14 protein-coding genes are annotated in these 15533 nt (G+C 69.2%); all 14 read left to right on the forward strand.

Annotated features, from left to right (window positions below):
• Positions 1–54: 54 nt before the first annotated feature.
• Complete coding sequence (gene htpG, locus QHF83_RS05365) at positions 55–1977, forward strand: molecular chaperone HtpG (RefSeq protein WP_282416679.1); 1923 nt, start codon at positions 55–57, stop codon at positions 1975–1977.
• A gap of 28 nt (positions 1978–2005) precedes the next feature.
• On the forward strand, positions 2006–2743 hold the full coding sequence (locus QHF83_RS05370) for a pyridoxine 5'-phosphate synthase (RefSeq protein WP_282416680.1): 738 nt from the start codon (positions 2006–2008) through the stop codon (positions 2741–2743).
• Positions 2740–4401, forward strand: a complete 1662-nt coding sequence (locus QHF83_RS05375) for an NAD(P)H-hydrate dehydratase (RefSeq protein WP_282416681.1) — start codon at positions 2740–2742, stop codon at positions 4399–4401. The genes QHF83_RS05370 and QHF83_RS05375 overlap by 4 nt, the downstream gene beginning before the upstream one ends.
• A gap of 8 nt (positions 4402–4409) precedes the next feature.
• On the forward strand, positions 4410–4697 hold the full coding sequence (locus QHF83_RS05380; protein WP_282416682.1) for a hypothetical protein: 288 nt from the start codon (positions 4410–4412) through the stop codon (positions 4695–4697).
• Entirely contained in the window at positions 4694–4996 is a 303-nt protein-coding gene (locus tag QHF83_RS05385) for a type II toxin-antitoxin system RelE/ParE family toxin (protein ID WP_282416683.1), read from the forward strand. Before QHF83_RS05380 ends, QHF83_RS05385 begins: the two co-directional genes overlap by 4 nt.
• A gap of 227 nt (positions 4997–5223) precedes the next feature.
• Positions 5224–5808, forward strand: coding sequence for an RNA polymerase sigma factor (locus QHF83_RS05390; protein WP_281313499.1), 585 nt, complete (start codon positions 5224–5226; stop codon positions 5806–5808).
• Positions 5809–5861: 53 nt separating this feature from the next.
• Entirely contained in the window at positions 5862–7046 is a 1185-nt protein-coding gene (locus QHF83_RS05395) for a thiolase family protein (protein WP_272419944.1), read from the forward strand.
• Between the two features lie 4 nt (positions 7047–7050).
• A complete protein-coding gene (locus tag QHF83_RS05400; protein WP_282416684.1) occupies positions 7051–7908 on the forward strand; it encodes an MBL fold metallo-hydrolase in 858 nt (285 codons plus the stop codon).
• A 68-nt stretch (positions 7909–7976) separates the two neighbouring features.
• Positions 7977–9143 (forward strand): hypothetical protein, encoded by a 1167-nt coding sequence (locus QHF83_RS05405; RefSeq protein ID WP_282416685.1) that lies wholly within the window; start codon positions 7977–7979, stop codon positions 9141–9143.
• Positions 9144–9159: 16 nt separating this feature from the next.
• A complete protein-coding gene (locus QHF83_RS05410) occupies positions 9160–10647 on the forward strand; it encodes a metallophosphoesterase family protein (RefSeq protein ID WP_282416686.1) in 1488 nt (495 codons plus the stop codon).
• A 130-nt stretch (positions 10648–10777) separates the two neighbouring features.
• Positions 10778–11662, forward strand: coding sequence for a hypothetical protein (locus QHF83_RS05415; protein WP_282416687.1), 885 nt, complete (start codon positions 10778–10780; stop codon positions 11660–11662).
• Between the two features lie 64 nt (positions 11663–11726).
• Positions 11727–12854: a molecular chaperone DnaJ gene (gene dnaJ / locus QHF83_RS05420; protein ID WP_348980426.1), complete on the forward strand. Its 1128-nt coding sequence runs from the start codon at positions 11727–11729 to the stop codon at positions 12852–12854.
• 84 nt (positions 12855–12938) lie between these two features.
• Positions 12939–13757, forward strand: a complete 819-nt coding sequence (locus tag QHF83_RS05425; protein ID WP_282416689.1) for a pyruvate, water dikinase regulatory protein — start codon at positions 12939–12941, stop codon at positions 13755–13757.
• A 61-nt stretch (positions 13758–13818) separates the two neighbouring features.
• The gene (locus QHF83_RS05430) at positions 13819–15510 is read left to right on the forward strand and encodes an IgGFc-binding protein (protein WP_282416690.1); all 1692 of its coding nucleotides are present in this window, start codon (positions 13819–13821) and stop codon (positions 15508–15510) included.
• The last annotated feature ends 23 nt before the right edge of the window (positions 15511–15533 follow it).

Consider the following 15533-nt stretch of genomic DNA (forward strand, 5'->3'; position numbering starts at 1 on the left):
TCGTGCGGGGAGGGGGATTGCATTTCCAAAAAGCGGATCCATTTCGTCGTCGCCATGAGCCAAGAAGCCCCCCCGACCCCCGAAGCTCCCCCCGCCGCGTCGCCTGCCGCCGTGGAGATGCCGTTCCAGGCGGAGGTGCAGCAGGTCCTCTCGCTCGTCATCAACTCGCTCTACGCGAACCAGGAGGTCTTCCTGCGCGAGCTCGTCTCGAACGCCTCCGACGCGCTCGACAAGGCCCGCTTCCTCGCCCTCACGCGCAAGGACGTCACGGAGCAGGAAGGTGAGCCCGCGATCTCGATCAAGCTCGACGACGAGGCCCGCACGATCGTCATCGAGGACAACGGCATCGGCATGACCCGCGACGAGGTCGTCCAGAACCTCGGCACCATCGCGAAGAGCGGCTCGCTCGAGTTCTTGAAGGCGCACGCCGAAGCCCTCCGCGCGAGCCAGGACAAGGACGGCGCGGTCAAGCTCATCGGCCAGTTCGGCGTGGGCTTCTACGCTGCGTTCATGGTCGCCTCGCGGGTCGACGTGGAGACGCGCTCCATGCTCCCCGGCGCCGAGCCCGTGCTTTGGCGCTCGGCGGGAGCGGGCACGTTCACGGTCGCGACGGGCGAGCGCGAGCACCCCGGGACGAAGATCACGCTGCACCTCAAGGAGGACACGCGCGAGTACACGAAGGCCTGGCGGATCAAGGAGATCATCCGCAAGTACTCGGACTTCGTCCATTTCCCGATCTCGGTGAACGGCGAGGTCGCGAACCGCAAGGCGGCGCTCTGGTCGCTGCCCAAGTCGCAGGTGACCGAGGAGCAACACGCCGAGTTTTTCCGGCACGTGACGGGCGGCTACGAGGGCGAGAAGCCGCTCTGGCACCTGCACGTCTCGATCGACGCGCCGGTGCAGTTCCAGGCGCTGCTCTACGTGCCCGAGAAGGCGCCGCCGGACCTCTTCCAGCGGGATCGCCGCGCCATCCGCCTCTACGCGAAGCGCGTGCTCATCGTCGAGGACTGCGACAAGGTCGCGCCGATCTACCTGCGCTTTTTGCGCGGCGTGGTCGACTCCGAGGATCTCTCGCTCAACGTCTCGCGCGAGATGCTCCAGGAGGACAAGGCCCTGAAGCAGATCGAGACGCAGATCACGAAGCAGGTCTTGAAGGGCTTGAAGGAGCTCTCGGAGAGCGAGCCCGAGAAGTACGCGACGCTCTGGAAGGAGTTCGGCAAGGTCCTCAAGGAGGGCGTGTCGGTCGACTGGAAGAACAAGGACGCGATCGCGGACCTCTGCCGGTTCGGCTCGATGAACACGCCTGAAGCAGAGCTCGTCTCGCTCAAGCAGTACGTCGCGGCGATGCCCGAGTCCCAGAAGGAGATCTACTACCTGACGGGCACGAGCCGCCGCTCGCTGGAGAAGAGCCCGCACATCGAGGCCTTCAAGAAGCGCGGCTACGACGTCCTCTTCATGACGGAGCCCGTCGACGAGTGGGTCGTGCAAGGCTTGAACGAGTACGACAAGCGCCGCCTGCGCAGCATCGCGCACGGCGACATCGATCTCGGCGACAAGGACGAGAAGGCCGACGAGAAGGCCGGCGAGCAGATCAAGAGCGCGGTCTCCGCCGTGAAGGCCACGCTCGGCGATCGGGTGAAGGACGTGCGGGCCTCGCGTCGCCTCACGGACAGCGCGAGCTGCCTCGTCGCCGCCGAGGGCGATCTCGGCGTCAACATGGAGCGGATCATGCGCATGATGGGCGAGGACGCGCCCCAGGCGAAGCGGATCCTGGAGCTGAACCCCGAGAGCCCCATCGTGAAGAACCTGAGCGCGCTCGCCGAGAAGGACCCGAGCGCGGAGCCGCTCAAGCTCTGGTCCGAGCTGCTCTACGAGCAGGCGCTGCTCGCCGAGGGCGTGGTGGTCGACCCGGCCAAGCTCGTGCAGCACATCCAGGACTTGCTCGTGCAGGCTTCCAACGCGGCCGTGACGCGCTAGTTCCCGCCTTTGGTGTAGAGTCCGCCCCATGGCGGTTCGGCTGCACATCAACATCGATCACGTCGCCACCGTGCGAAACGCGCGGGGCACGCGTTACCCCGATCCGGTCTTCGGCGCCGGCCTCTGCGAAGCGGCCGGCGCCGACGGCATCACCGCGCACCTGCGCGAGGATCGGCGTCACATCACCGACGACGACGTCACGCGCCTGCGCGCCTCGGTCCACACGCTCCTCAACCTGGAGATGGCCGTGACCGAGGAGATGATCGGCATCGCGTCGCGGGTTCGTCCCGACGTGATCACGCTCGTCCCCGAGCGCCGCGAGGAGCGCACGACCGAAGGCGGGCTCGACGTGATCGGGCAACGCGCGGGCATCGAGGCCGCCGTGAAGATGGCCAAGGAGCGCGGGATCAAGGTGAGCCTGTTCATCGGCGCGGACGAGGCCATGGTCGAGGCCTCCGCGGCGCTCGGCGTCGCGCAGATCGAGCTGCACACGGGCGAGTACTGCCACGCCTCGGGAGAGCAAGCCGAGCACGAGCTCGATCGGCTGAAGCGCGCCGCCGCCCGCGGCGCGGCGCTCGGCCTCGAGATCGCCGCGGGCCACGGCTTGACCCGGCACAACGTCGGGCCCGTCGTGGCGATCCCCGATCTCGTCGAGGTCAACATCGGCCACTCGGTCATCGCCGACGCCGTCTTCTTCGGGCTCGACCGCGCCGTGCGAGACCTTCGAAGGGCGATCGATCGCGGCGTGCGAGGCCGCTCCCGATGATCCCCGTCCTCACGCGCGCGCAGATGCGCGCGTTCGACAAGTACGCGATCGAGACCTGCCACGTGCCCGGCGTCGTCCTCATGGAGAACGCCGGACGCGGCGCCGCGGACGTGCTCTCCGCGATGATCGAGGCGCGCCGCCGCCCGGACACGAAGAGCCGCGAGGCCGACGCGATCTCCGCGCGCGCCCGCTCCTTTCCGGTCCGCCACGTCCAGAGCCCCGGCCAGCCCGCCACGTACCCGCTCGAAGCGCGCGTCGTCGTCGTCTGCGGCACCGGCAACAACGGCGGCGACGGGTTCGTCGTGGCGCGCCACCTCTACGCGCGTGGCGCCGAGGTCGAGGTGTATCTCGCCGGCAAGAGCGAGAAGGTCATGGGCGACGCGCGCATCAACCACGACGCCTACATCGACCTCGGCGGCCGCTTCTTCGAGCTGCCCGAGGGAGCGGGCCTCGGCCCGCTGCACACGGCCCTCTCGCGCGCCGACTTCGTCATCGACGCCCTCTTCGGCACCGGCCTCGACAGGCCCATCACCGGCCACCTCGCCGACGTGATCGCGGTCCTCAACGACGCGGCCGCGCGCTGCGTCGCGCTCGACATCCCCTCGGGGCTCGACGCCGACAGCGGCTCGCCGCTCGGCATCGCCGTGCGCGCCGACGACACCGTCACCTTCGGCCACCTCAAGATCGGCATGCTCACGCCCGAGGGCGCGCGCCTCTCGGGCAACGTGCACGTCGTCGACCTCGGCGTCCCCGACCCGCCGATCCTCGCGCACGTCGGCGTCGTCGCCGAGGTCATCCGCCGCGAGACCGTCGGCTCGTACTTCGCGCCCCGCGAGGCGAGCGTCCACAAGCACAAGGCCGGCGACGTCCTCGTCGTCGCGGGCTCGCCCGGCAAGCTCGGCGCCTCGCTCCTCACGGCGCGGGCCGCCATGCGCGCCGGCGCCGGCCTCGTCACGATCGGCACCTGGCCCGAAGCCGCGACCTCGCTCGAGTCCCGCGTCGTCGAGGTCATGACCACGCGGATCGACCCGAACCGCATCGGCCCCTCGCTCGACGCCGCCCTCGCCGGCCGCCGGACCGTGGCCATTGGCCCTGGCTTCGGCCTCGGCGCGGAGGCGCGCGCGGCCGTCGATCACGTCGTGCTCGGCTGGGACGGCTTCAAGGTCGTCGACGCCGACGCCATCACCCACTTCGCAGGCCGCCCCGAGTCGCTCGCGCAGGCGAAGGGCCGCCTCGTCCTCACGCCGCACCCGGGCGAGCTCGGCCGCCTCCTCGGCCGCAGCGCGACCGCGATCGAGCAGGACCGCTTCGGCGCCGTCCGCGAGGCCGTCGCGCGCACGAACGCCACGGTCGTCTTGAAGGGCGCCCGCACGATCATCGCCACGCCCGAGGGCCGCCTCTTCATCTGCATGGCGGGCAACCCGGCCCTCGCCACGGCTGGCTCCGGCGACGTGCTCACGGGCCTGATCGCCGCCTTCGCGTGCAGCATGTCGGCCGATGAAGCCGCCTGCGCGGGTGTCCTCGTCCACGCCCTCGCCGGCGACCTCTGGCGGGCCCGCACAGGCTGCGATCGTGGCCTCTTCGCCGGCGAGATTCCCGACCTCGTCCCGCAGATCCTCGCGGCCCTCGCCCGCGGCGCCGATCCGCTCGCGACCTGAGCGGTGACATGGGTGAAGAACAGAGCGGGCTGAAACCCGTGCTAGACTTCACCCCGATGCTCGCTCTGAAAGCCAGCGTGCGTAATGGCCGCCTCGTGTTGGATGAGCCCACCGAGCTGCCGGAGGGAGCCGTCGTGGAGCTCGTTGCGGTCGGGGGGGATGGCCTCGACGGACTCGATGACGAGGAACGTGAAGCCCTCCACGCGGCGCTTGCCGAGGGCATCACGCAAGACGATGCCGGAGACACCGTCGACGCCGACGAGGTGATCGCTCGTCTCCGCGCTCGCGCTTCATGACGGACGTTCGTTTCGCTCGGCGGGCGCTCGGAGAGCTCGAGCGCATCGAGACGTGGTGTCAGGCGAATGCGACGGGGCTGTGGCCGAAGTTCGTCGCCGAGCTCGCGCAGGCTGTTCGTCTTCTCCGCGTCGTTCCCGAGGTCGGAGCCGAATACCAGGCCGGGCCCGTCGGAGTTCGCCGGCTCCTGCTCGAAAGAGCGCAGTTCTACGTGTACTACCGGTACCACCCGACGAAGGCGCTCGTCGTCGTCCTCGCCATCTGGAGCACGCGTCGACGGCGGTCACCGTCCCTCCGGTGACGTAGGGGCCGCGAGCGAGGACCAGCCTGTCGGGAAGGGGTCGCCAACGCCTGACGGATCCCCCGCCTTCCCACGCCAGGTTGGCGCAGGGACACGCCCCGGTGTCGATTTGACACGCCGGGGGGACACACGCCTCTTCCCGCCCCAATCGTTTCCAGCACTTAGGCGTTGCCACCCCTGGGCACCCGCCTTGCGAAAGGCGGTGGTCACCAGGAGGTCACGCCGCCATGTTCGCTCAGGCCCTCGCCACCACGCCCGTCCCCTCGAAGTCTCTTCAAGCCAACTCGATCGAGGAGCTCCGCCGAGGCGTCGCCGCGATGGCCCCCGAGCTCTTCGGCCGCGCGCTTCGCATGTCGCGCTCCAGCGCCCTCGCCGAGGACCTCGTGCAGGACACCGTCGAGCGCGCCCTCCGCTTCGAGAACCAGTATCGCCCCGGCACGAACCTGAAGGCGTGGGTCCACCAGATCCTCTTCAGCGTCTTCATCACCAAGTGTCGCCGCAATCGCCGCGAGCGCCGCGCCCTCGACGTCCTCTATTCCGACCCGAACGCGTGGACGGCCGCGCCCGCGGTCTCCGAGATGACCGCGCTCTCGCCGCCCACGCTCCGCGCCCTCGAGGCCATCCAGCCGGTGTATCGCGAGGCCCTCATCCTCGTGGACCTCCAGGAGATGTCCTACAAGGACGCCGCCGAGAAGCTCGGTGTGCCCGTGGGTACCGTCATGAGCCGCCTCCATCGCGGCAGGCGCCTGCTCGCCAAGGCCCTCGAGGCGGATCGGGACGCGTCGCTTGTGCAGTGCAACATGTTGGAGTAGTTCGCTTCTCCGGGGCGCGCGCTACGTTGCGCCCGAGCCTCCCGGAGGATGCGATGACCTTGCCCGTTCCCGTCTACATCGTCGGCGCCGCTCGCACGCCCATCGGCGCCTTCCTCGGCGCCCTCTCGGCCCTGCCCGCCCCGCGCCTCGGCGCCGCTGCCATCGAGGCCGCGCTCAGCCGCGCGAAGGTCCCGGCCGATCGCGTCGGTGAGGTCTTCATGGGCAACGTCCTCGGCGCCGGCGTCGGCCAGGCCCCCGCGCGCCAGGCCGCCATCTACGCGAACATCCCCAAGAACGTCCCGGCGACGACCGTCGGCAAGGTCTGCGGCTCGGGCATGCAGGCCGTCATCCTCGGCGCCAAGAGCATCGCGCTCGGCGACGCCGAGATCGTGGTCGCCGGCGGCATGGAGTCGATGTCGAACGTGCCGTACTACCTCACGCAGGCGCGTAACGGCTACCGCATGGGCGACAACAAGATCGTCGACGGCATGATCCACGACGGCCTGTGGGATCCCTACGGCAACTTCCACATGGGCAACGCCGGCGAGCTGTGCGCCAAGAAGTACGAGTTCTCCCGCGAGGCTCAGGACGAGTTCGCCAAGGAGAGCTTCCGCCGCGCCCTCGCCGCGCAGAAGGAGGGCCTGTTCGACGCGGAGATCGTGCCCGTCAACGTGCCGCAGAAGAAGGGCGACGCCGTGGTCGTGAAGCTCGACGAGGGCCCGCCCGCCGGCAAGCCCGACAAGATCGGCACGCTCAAGCCCGCGTTCCAGAAGGACGGCACCATCACCGCGGCGAACGCCTCCTCGATCAACGACGGCGCCTCGGCGCTCGTGCTCGCCAGCGAGAAGGCCGTGAAGGAGCTCGGCCTCGAGCCGCTCGCACGGATCGCCGGCTACGGCGGCGCCGCCCAGGAGCCCGAGTGGTTCACGACGGCGCCCGCGGCCGCCATCGAGAACACGCTCGCCCGGACCAAGCTCACGAAGGAGCAGATCGACGTCTGGGAGATCAACGAGGCCTTCGCCGTGGTCACGCTGGCCGTGAACAAGCTCGTCGGCATCGACAACGCCCGCGTCAACGTGCGCGGCGGCGCCGTCGCGCTCGGCCACCCGATCGGCGCGACGGGGGCGCGCATGCTCACCACGATGATCCACGCGATGAAGGATCGTGGCGACAAACGTGGCCTGGCGACGCTGTGCATCGGTGGCGGCGAGGCGCTCGCCGTCGTGCTCGAGCGGTAGAGACATGGGACGGCCGTGGCGCGTCATGCTGGGTGTGGAGCGTTTTCCCGCGCTCACGCCCACCTTGCCCCCCGCCACTCACACGAACAGCTACGCGCTCGGCGAGCGGGAGGTCCTGCTCGTCGAGCCCGCGACGCCGTTCGACGACGAGCGGCGCGCGTGGCTCGCGTGGGCGCGCTCCCTCGTGAGCCACGGCCGTCATCCCATCGGCATCGTCCTCACGCATCACCACGCCGATCATGTGGGCGGCGCCTGGTTCTTCGCGAACGAGCTCCGCCTGCCGCTGCTCGCGCACCGCGAGACGGCCGCGCGCCTCGCTGGGGAGGTGCGCGTCGATCGCCACATCGAGGACGGCGAGCGGCTCGTCCTCGACGGCCCGCACCCCATGCCACTGCGTGTGCTCCACACCCCGGGCCACGCGCCGGGCCACATCTGCCTCTTCGACGAGGACACGGGCACGGCGATCGTCGGCGACATGGTCGCGAGCGAGGGCACGATCCTCATCGAGCCCGTGGACGGCGACATGATCGAGTATCTCGCGCAGCTCGATCGCCTCGCGGGCCTCGGAGCCCACGTCGCGCTCCCCGCGCACGGCGAGCCCATCGACGAGCCGACCACGCTCTTCCGCCGTTACATCACGCATCGCCTCGCGCGTGAGGCCAAGGTCGTCGCGGCCTTCGCCTCGATGCCTCCGGCGGGCGCGAGCCTCGATGCCCTCTTGCCCGTCGCCTACGCCGACACGCCGCCTCTGCTCTGGCCCCTCGCGCGGATGAGCCTCGAAGCGCACCTGGTCAAACTCGTGCGCGAGGGGCGCGTCCTCAGGACCGCATCGGGCGATTACCACCTCGCCCCCGGCTCCTGACGCGTCGTCCCACTCCTGACAGGGGTTCCCCGTCGCGGCGCTTCGGCCTAAGCTCGCCGCGGGTTTTCATGCGCCGCGCCCTCGCCTTCACTGCGATCGTGGTCAGCTCGGCTGCTTCTGCGCGCGTTGCGGAGGCGCAGGTCCGGGTCGCGACCCTCGAAAAACCCGCGATCGCGCTCGATCTTTATGGGTGGGTCATGCCGCGCCTGGTGATCACGCCGCCCGGCGACTACACGGGGGAGCGAACCGACGCTCAGTTCTCCGTGCCGCAGTCACGCCTGGGGGCCGTGGCGACGCTCGGGCGCTGGGCCGAGATGCACACGGAGGTCGAGCTCGCGGGCTTCTTCACGTCCGTGTCCGTGCCGTTCGTGCTCGACGCGTACGTGACATTCACGCCCCACCGGAGCCGCTCCTTCGGCGTTGATGTGACGCTCGGCCGGTTTCGGGTGCCGATCAGCCGGCAGAACTTGCTCCAGCCTTTGGGCCTTCAGACTCCGCTGCCCATCGGGCGCCCGAGCCTGCTCCCCGACCGGCATACGGGCGGGATGCTCGGCCTCGACATCCTGGACCGGAAGATCCGGCTGCTCGCGGGGGTCTACAACGGCTGGTGGGGCTCTTTCCAGCGTCCTGGCGTGCCGATAACGGTGCCCGACGACATCGACGCGCCTTGGCTCCTTTACGCGGGGCGGCTCGAGCTCCAGCCGTTCGGCCCGGCGCCGTCGTTCGAGGGCGACGCGCGTCCGGTCGCGCGGAGGCGCAAGCCGGCCCTGGCGATCGGGGCGAGCGTGCTTCGGACGGGCGCGTCGTACGAGGTCTTCCTGCCGGGGCCGCTGGGAGATCACGAGGTGGGGGAGTTCGGGACGACCGCATGGGGCGCCGACCTCGGCTTCTGGTTCGCCGGCGCGTCGTTTTATGGGGAGTTCCTCTACATCGTGCAGAACGCGACGAGCGAGCCCACGACGGCGCCCGTGCTGCTCTTCAACCGCCGCTCCTTCACAGCGAATGCACAGCTCGGGTATTTCTTGCCGTTCGGGCCCCTGCGCGAGCACCTCGAAATCGTCGCGCGGGCGCAACTTCTGAACGATGGCGACGGGGGCGTCGAGGAGCTTTACGCCGACGCTGGAGCGAACGTCTTTTTTGATCGAGGGCACCGGCTCAAGATGCAGCTTTTCTACGGATCGGGTCCCCAATTCGACATTCACCGCGTGACGCTCCAGGCAACGGCAGGCTTTTGACGAGGGAGATGGCTTTATGAAGAACAGAATCGCTTCGTATGCATTCGGCCTCGCTGGCCTCGCCGGTCTCGCGCTCCTCGCGCCTGCCTGCGCGGACGAGCCGAACCAGAACCCGCCGCCGCCAGAGCCCAACATCGAGCGCTTCCAGCCCGAGGGCTGCGATTTCGAGGTCGCCACCCGCCCCGAATACCTCAACTTCCAGCGCGGCAGCGCCAAGGTCTCGGCCGCGCCCGACATCCGCCGCGTCCGCCTCGGCCTCGGCGGCAACGTCGAGCTCGATGCCCCGGGCCGCGCCGATCCTGCGACCTCCGCGGGATTCGGCTGGCAGACCGACATGGAGACCCTCGCCAGCGAGATCCAGTGGGGCACCACGCCCGACCCGTCGACCTGGCCCGCGGCGAATCGCAAGAATGGCGTCACGTGGGTGACGCCGGAGGGCCAGCTCGCCCCGCAAGGCGACGACCGCATGCACGAGGCCTATCTCTGCGGCCTGAGCCCCGCGACGACCTATTATTATCGCGTCGGCGGCGGTGCCGCGGGCAAGGAGGTCTGGAGCGAAGTCCATTCCTTCACGACCACGCCGAAGGATCCCAATGTCGAGGTCGTCCTCGGCGTCTCGGGCGACGCGCGCGGCCAGGACAACCAGGCCTGGCGCTTGATCCAGCGCCGCATGATGAAGGCCGGCGTCGCGGCCCAGCTCTTCTCGGGCGACATGATCAATTTCGCCACCGACCAGAGCGAATGGCACAAGTGGCTCGATCTCGCGGCGAAGGACGCCGACGATAGCCTCCTCACGCTCGGCCAGATCCTCACCCTCTCGACGCACGGCAACCACGAGAACCACACGACCCATTTCTACAGCAGCGTCGTCCTCCCCCAGGACACCACGAAATTCCCCGCCTACGCCGAGCTCTTTTATTCGGTCGACATCGGCCCGGTCCACGTCGTGGTCGTCGACGACTTCTGGATCACGTCTCCGACGGTCAACCCCGAATATGCGCCGATGCTGAAGGCGTGGCTCGAGAAGGACCTCGAGGCGGCGAACAAGAACCGCGCGAACGTGCCGTGGATCGTCGGCATGCACCATCACGCCGAGTTCTCCTCCTCGTCGCACGGCACCGACTCGGACGTGCTGCTCGGGCGTCAGTTCTTCGTGCCGATCTGGGACAAGTACCAGGTCGACCTCATGGTCCTCGGCCACGACCACAACTACGAGCGCACGAAGCCGCTCACCGGTCCTCTCGCCGAGGGCACGCTCGAGCCCGTGGTCCAGGCGCCGCCCGCGAAGGGCACGGTCTACATGGTCTGCGCCGGCGCGGGTGCCGATGCGTACGGAAGCGGTAGCAGCGTGTGGACCGACGTCAGCAGGAGCTACGACAGCAAGACCGTGTTCGGCTTCTACTCGTTCCTCAAGGCCAACAAGACCTCGCTGACGATCGAGTCGCACGAGATCCGGCCCGACGAGACCGACCCGGTCATCGACACGTACACCCTTACCAAGTGATCCAAGCCGCCCCGGGCGCTCCTCCGCGCGCAGATGCGCCGCGCGAGCGCGCTCGTTCGCCCTTGCGCTACTGCAACTGGCTTGCTACTTGATGCCCGTTGCTTTTGCGGAGGTGATTCAAGTGATGCGAATGTGCGGGATCCGTGCGCAGCTCCTCGCTCTCTCGAGCGCGGCCCTCTTCGTCGTCGGCTGCGGCGGCGAGGACGGCGCGACGGCCGAGAAAGGCTCGGCCCAGATCTTCGTCGAGGCCGAAGACACCATCCCGAACGGCCTCGCCGCCGGCATGGGCGACGAGGACATCCAGGACGGCTGGAGCGTCACCTACGACCGCTTCCTCATCGCGATCGGCAACATCCGCGCCTCCCGCTCCGACGCCACCGAGGCGCTCACTGCGCCCGACGTCTACGTCCTCGACCTCAAGAAGGTCCCCGCGGGCGGATACGTCGTGACGACGTTCGAGGACGTGAGCGCGACCCGCTGGGACCGCTTCGGCTTCGACCTGCCGAACGCCAAAGCCGGCGCCAAGGGCCTCGGGGACACGGCCGAGGCCGACGTCGCGTTGCTCGTCGAGAGCGGCTATTCCCTCTACATCGCGGGCACGCTCGACAACGGCACCACGAAGAAGACCTTCCGCTGGGGCCTCGCCGCCGGCACCTCGTACGACGACTGCGCCACGGAGGACGAGATCCCCGGCTTCGCGGTCCCGGCCGGCGGCACCGTGCCGGTCAAACCCACGATCCACGGAGATCACTGGTTCTTCAACAACATCACGGCCGGCGCCGAGGTCACGGCGCGCTACGCGCAGTACATCGCCGACGCGGACGCGGACAACGACGGCGAGACCACGCTCGACGAGCTGAAACAGACGAAAGCCGCCGACGTCTTCCCGCCCGACAAGTACAGCCTCGCCGGCGTCCCGATCGAGACCGCGTACGACTACGTGCTCGCCCAGGCGCGCACGCTCGGCGACTACCAGGGCGACGGCGAGTGCCCGACGCGCAAAGTTCTCCCCTGAACGCGCGCTCGGCCCGCGCCGAACCCTTTCCCGAACCCCCTGGGCCCTCGTCCGGATCGGTGCTATTCCGGCCCCCGTGCGCGATCCCTACGATGTGCTCGGCGTCGACCGCTCGGCGACGCAGGACGAGATCAAGAGCGCCTTCCGCAAGCTCGCCGCGCAGCACCATCCGGACAAGAACCCGGGTGACGATGGGGCGCATCAGCGCTTCAAGGAGATCAACGCGGCCTACCAGATCCTCAGTGATCCGCAGAAGCGCGCCGCGTTCGATCGCTTCGGGCCGATGGGCGTCGGCGGCGCTGGCGCGCAGCCGGGCAGCCCCTTCGGCGGCGCGGGCTACGTCGACCTGAACGACCTCAACATCGACGGCATCTTCGGCGATCTGCTCGGCGCGCTCGGCATCAAGGTCGGCGACCGCGGCAACCTGCAGAAAGAGATCCGCATCAGCTTCGAGGAAGCCGCGTTCGGCTGCACGAAGGAGATCACGTACGAGCGCGTCGAGCCCTGCGGCGACTGCGGCGGCGTCGGCGCGGCGAAGGGCACGCAGACCGAGCGCTGCGACCTCTGCCTCGGCCGCGGCCGCGTCCGCATGCAGCAGGGCGTCTTCCCGATCGCGATCGAGCGCCCGTGCACGCGCTGCCGCGGCACGGGCCGCATCGTGCTCGACCCGTGCAAGAACTGCCGCGGCGCGGGCGTCGTCGCGAAGTCGCGCACGATCGAGGTCACGATCCCCGCGGGCATCGAGAACGGCGCCACGCGCCTCGTCGAGCGCGGCGGCAACTGCACGCGCCCCGATCGCGCGCCCGGCGACCTCGAGCTCACGATCCGCGTCGCGCCGCACGAGTTTTTCCGCCGTGTCGGCGACGATGTCGTCTGCTCGCTGCCGATCTCCTTCCCGATCGCCGCGCTCGGCGGCGAGGTCGAGGTCCCGACGCTCGAAGGCAAGGGCAAGTTGCGCATCCCCGCGGGCACGCAGCCGGGCTCGGTGCTGCGCGTCAAAGGCAAGGGCATCGTGCGCCGCGTCATGGGCGGCCGGGGCGATCAGCTCGTGGAAATCGGGGTCGAAGTGCCGACGCGGCTCACGGACGAGCAGAAGGCGCTCATCACCCAGTTCGCGTCGACCCTGGGCGAGGCGCCGCAAGAGCCCGAGCGTGAGAGTTTCATGGACAAGTTGAAGAACCTTTTTGGGTAGGCTTGTCGTTCGAGCGGCGTGGCTCAAACGACCACGTCAGCGCTCCTCGATCCGACCGAGACGAAGACGAGAATGAGCAAGCCCATGTCCAAGTTCATCGACGTGCTGAGCGACTCGACGGGGGAGACTGCGGAGAAGGTCGTCCGCGCAGCGCTCCTCCAGTTCCCGCAGGCGGGCGTACAGATTCGCCTGCACACGCGCGTGCGCACGAAGGAAGTCGCGCGTCCGGTGCTCGAGCGCGCCGCGAAAGAGGGCGCCCTCCTCGTGTTCACCGTCGTCAGCCCCGAGCTGCGCGAGTTCATCCACTCGGCGACGGCGGAGCTGCGCATCGAGGCGATCGACGTGATCGGCTCGCTCATCGGCAAGCTCGGCACCTTCCTCGATCGCGAGCCGATCAACCTGCCGAGCGCGATGCTGCCGCTCAGCGACGAGTACTTCCGCCGCATCGAGGCCGTCGAGTTCGCCGTGAAGAGCGACGACGGCAAGGAGCCGCGCAACTTCCGCAAGGCCGACATCATCCTCGTCGGCGTCTCGCGCACCTCGAAGACGCCGCTCTCGACGCTGCTCGCGCAGCGCGGCCTCAAGGTCGCGAACCTCCCGCTCGTGCTCGGCGTCCCGCTCCCGCACGAGATCGAGGAGGCGCCGAGCGATCGCATCGTCGGCCTCACGATCGGCCTCGATCAGCTCTGCGAGATCCGCCAGGCGCGCCTGCGCCAGCTCGGCATGCCCCCCGAGACGAATTACGCGATGCGGGAGCACGTGCGCACGGAGCTCGACTTCGCGCACAACATCTTCCGCGCGCACCCCGACTGGCCCGTCGTCGATGTCACGGGCCGCGCGATCGAGGAGACGGCGGTCATCATCCTGGAGAGCATCCACGAGCGGAACCGCGCCGCGCACTGAACTGCTCGAAGCGCCCGATCGCCCTTGTGCCTGACACGGCGCGGGGCGGATAATCGTGCGCATGACTTCAGCCGGGCTCAAGCACACAACACTCGTTGCTTTCGCGCTTCTCCTCGTCCCGGGGGCCCTCGCGGTCTCCTGCTCCGCGACCACGGGCCGAAACGAGTTCGGCGACGGCGGCGCCGGAGGCGAAGGGCCTGGCGGGCCAGGAGGGCCGGGCAGCGGCGGCTCGGGCGGCGTCATCTTCGTCGGCTCCGGCGGCTCGGGCGGCGGCGGCCTGGGCGGCGGCGATCCCGGCGTCGATCCGACGACGTGCGACGAAGCTGCGGCGGCGCGCACGTACATCGGCTGCGACTTCTGGCCCACGGTTGTCGCGAACAACGTCTGGTCGATCTTCGACTACGCGGTCGTCGTGGCGAACGCGGGCGACCAGCCGGCGAACGTCACCGTCACGCGTGGGCCCGAGACGATCGCGACGGCGACGGTCCCGGCGAACGACCTCGCGAAGATCTACCTCCCGTGGGTCCCCGAGCTGAAGGGCCCGGACGCCGACTCGTTCGGCTCGGCCACGCCTCTCTCGAACACCGTGCGCGTGCCGAACGGCGCCTACCACCTCGTCGCGACCCGCCCCGTCACGGTCTACCAGTTCAACGCGCTCGAGTACGGCCCGCAGGGCGGACCGCCTGGCAAGGACTGGAGCTCGTGCCCCGGCGAGCTCAGCGGCATCGGCTGCTTCTCCTACTCGAACGACGCCTCGCTCCTGCTCCCGAGCACGGCCATGACCGGCAACTACCGCATCACGAGCGCGGCTGGCTGGCCCACGCCGAGCATCGGCGCCTACTTCGCGATCACGGGCACGGCGGACGGGACGAACGTGCAGGTCAAGGTCTCGGGCCTCGGCGATCTCGTCGGCGGCGGCGGCGTCCCGAGCACCGGGCCGAACGGCATTGCGAGCTTCTCGCTCAACCGCGGCGAGGTCGTCGAGGTCGTCTACTCCCCGTACGCGGACCCGGCCGGCTCGCAAGTGTACGCGGACAAACCCGTGCAGGTCATCGCGGGCTTGCCGTGCACGCAGATGCCGCTCGGCGCCACGGCTTGTGATCACATCGAGGAGTCCGTCTTCCCGGCCGAGACCCTTGGCAAGCGTTATTTCGTCACGGTCCCGACGTCGCCGGGTGGCGGCCCCGTCGGCCACGTCGTGCGCATCTTCGGCAACGTCAACGGCACGAAGCTCACGTACCCGGGCGGGGCGCCGCCAGGCGCGCCGCTCAGCATCAACGAAGGCCAGGTCGTCGACCTCGGCCAGGTCGGCCAGGACTTCGAGATCAGCGGCGACCACGAGTTCGCCGTCGCCTCCTTCCAGCTCGGCGCCTCGATCGTCGATCCGTTCGCCTTCGAGCAGGCGAAGGGCGATCCCGCGCAGAGCCTCGCCACCGCGGTCGAGCAATACCGCTTGAAGTACGTCTTCCTCGCGCCGAGCGATTACGACGAGAGTTACGTCGACGTCGTGCAGCCGGTCACGGCGAAGGTCACGCTCGATGGGCAGGAGGTCGCGCAGTCGCCGCAGCTGATCGGCTCTGGCTTCGGCATCGTGCGTGTCCCGCTCGGCCCTGGAAAGAACGGTGCCCACGTGCTCACTGCGACGGAGCCCGTCGGTATCCAGGTCATGGGGTATGGCTCGTACACGAGTTACCAGTACCCGGGTGGCCTGAACCTCGCGACGATCGCGCCGCCCCCGCCCCCGCCCAAGTGATCGTCGGGAAAATCAGTTATTCT

This window comes from Polyangium sp. 15x6 (assembly GCF_029960785.1).
Taxonomy (GTDB): domain Bacteria; phylum Myxococcota_A; class Polyangia; order Polyangiales; family Polyangiaceae; genus Polyangium.

Bases quoted from the DNA above. Each gene is read 5' to 3' on its own strand.
- QHF83_RS05370 (WP_282416680.1), top strand. From the start codon at position 2,006: ATGGCGGTTCGGCTGCACATCAACATCGATCACGTCGCCACCGTGCGA.
- QHF83_RS05390 (WP_281313499.1), top strand. From the start codon at position 5,224: ATGTTCGCTCAGGCCCTCGCCACCACGCCCGTCCCCTCGAAGTCTCTT.
- QHF83_RS05410 (WP_282416686.1), top strand. From the start codon at position 9,160: ATGAAGAACAGAATCGCTTCGTATGCATTCGGCCTCGCTGGCCTCGCC.
- QHF83_RS05375 (WP_282416681.1), top strand. From the start codon at position 2,740: ATGATCCCCGTCCTCACGCGCGCGCAGATGCGCGCGTTCGACAAGTAC.
- QHF83_RS05380 (WP_282416682.1), top strand. From the start codon at position 4,410: ATGGGTGAAGAACAGAGCGGGCTGAAACCCGTGCTAGACTTCACCCCG.
- QHF83_RS05400 (WP_282416684.1), top strand. From the start codon at position 7,051: ATGGGACGGCCGTGGCGCGTCATGCTGGGTGTGGAGCGTTTTCCCGCG.
- QHF83_RS05395 (WP_272419944.1), top strand. From the start codon at position 5,862: ATGACCTTGCCCGTTCCCGTCTACATCGTCGGCGCCGCTCGCACGCCC.
- QHF83_RS05385 (WP_282416683.1), top strand. From the start codon at position 4,694: ATGACGGACGTTCGTTTCGCTCGGCGGGCGCTCGGAGAGCTCGAGCGC.
- htpG (WP_282416679.1), top strand. From the start codon at position 55: ATGAGCCAAGAAGCCCCCCCGACCCCCGAAGCTCCCCCCGCCGCGTCG.
- QHF83_RS05415 (WP_282416687.1), top strand. From the start codon at position 10,778: ATGTGCGGGATCCGTGCGCAGCTCCTCGCTCTCTCGAGCGCGGCCCTC.
- QHF83_RS05425 (WP_282416689.1), top strand. From the start codon at position 12,939: ATGTCCAAGTTCATCGACGTGCTGAGCGACTCGACGGGGGAGACTGCG.
- QHF83_RS05405 (WP_282416685.1), top strand. From the start codon at position 7,977: ATGCGCCGCGCCCTCGCCTTCACTGCGATCGTGGTCAGCTCGGCTGCT.
- QHF83_RS05430 (WP_282416690.1), top strand. From the start codon at position 13,819: ATGACTTCAGCCGGGCTCAAGCACACAACACTCGTTGCTTTCGCGCTT.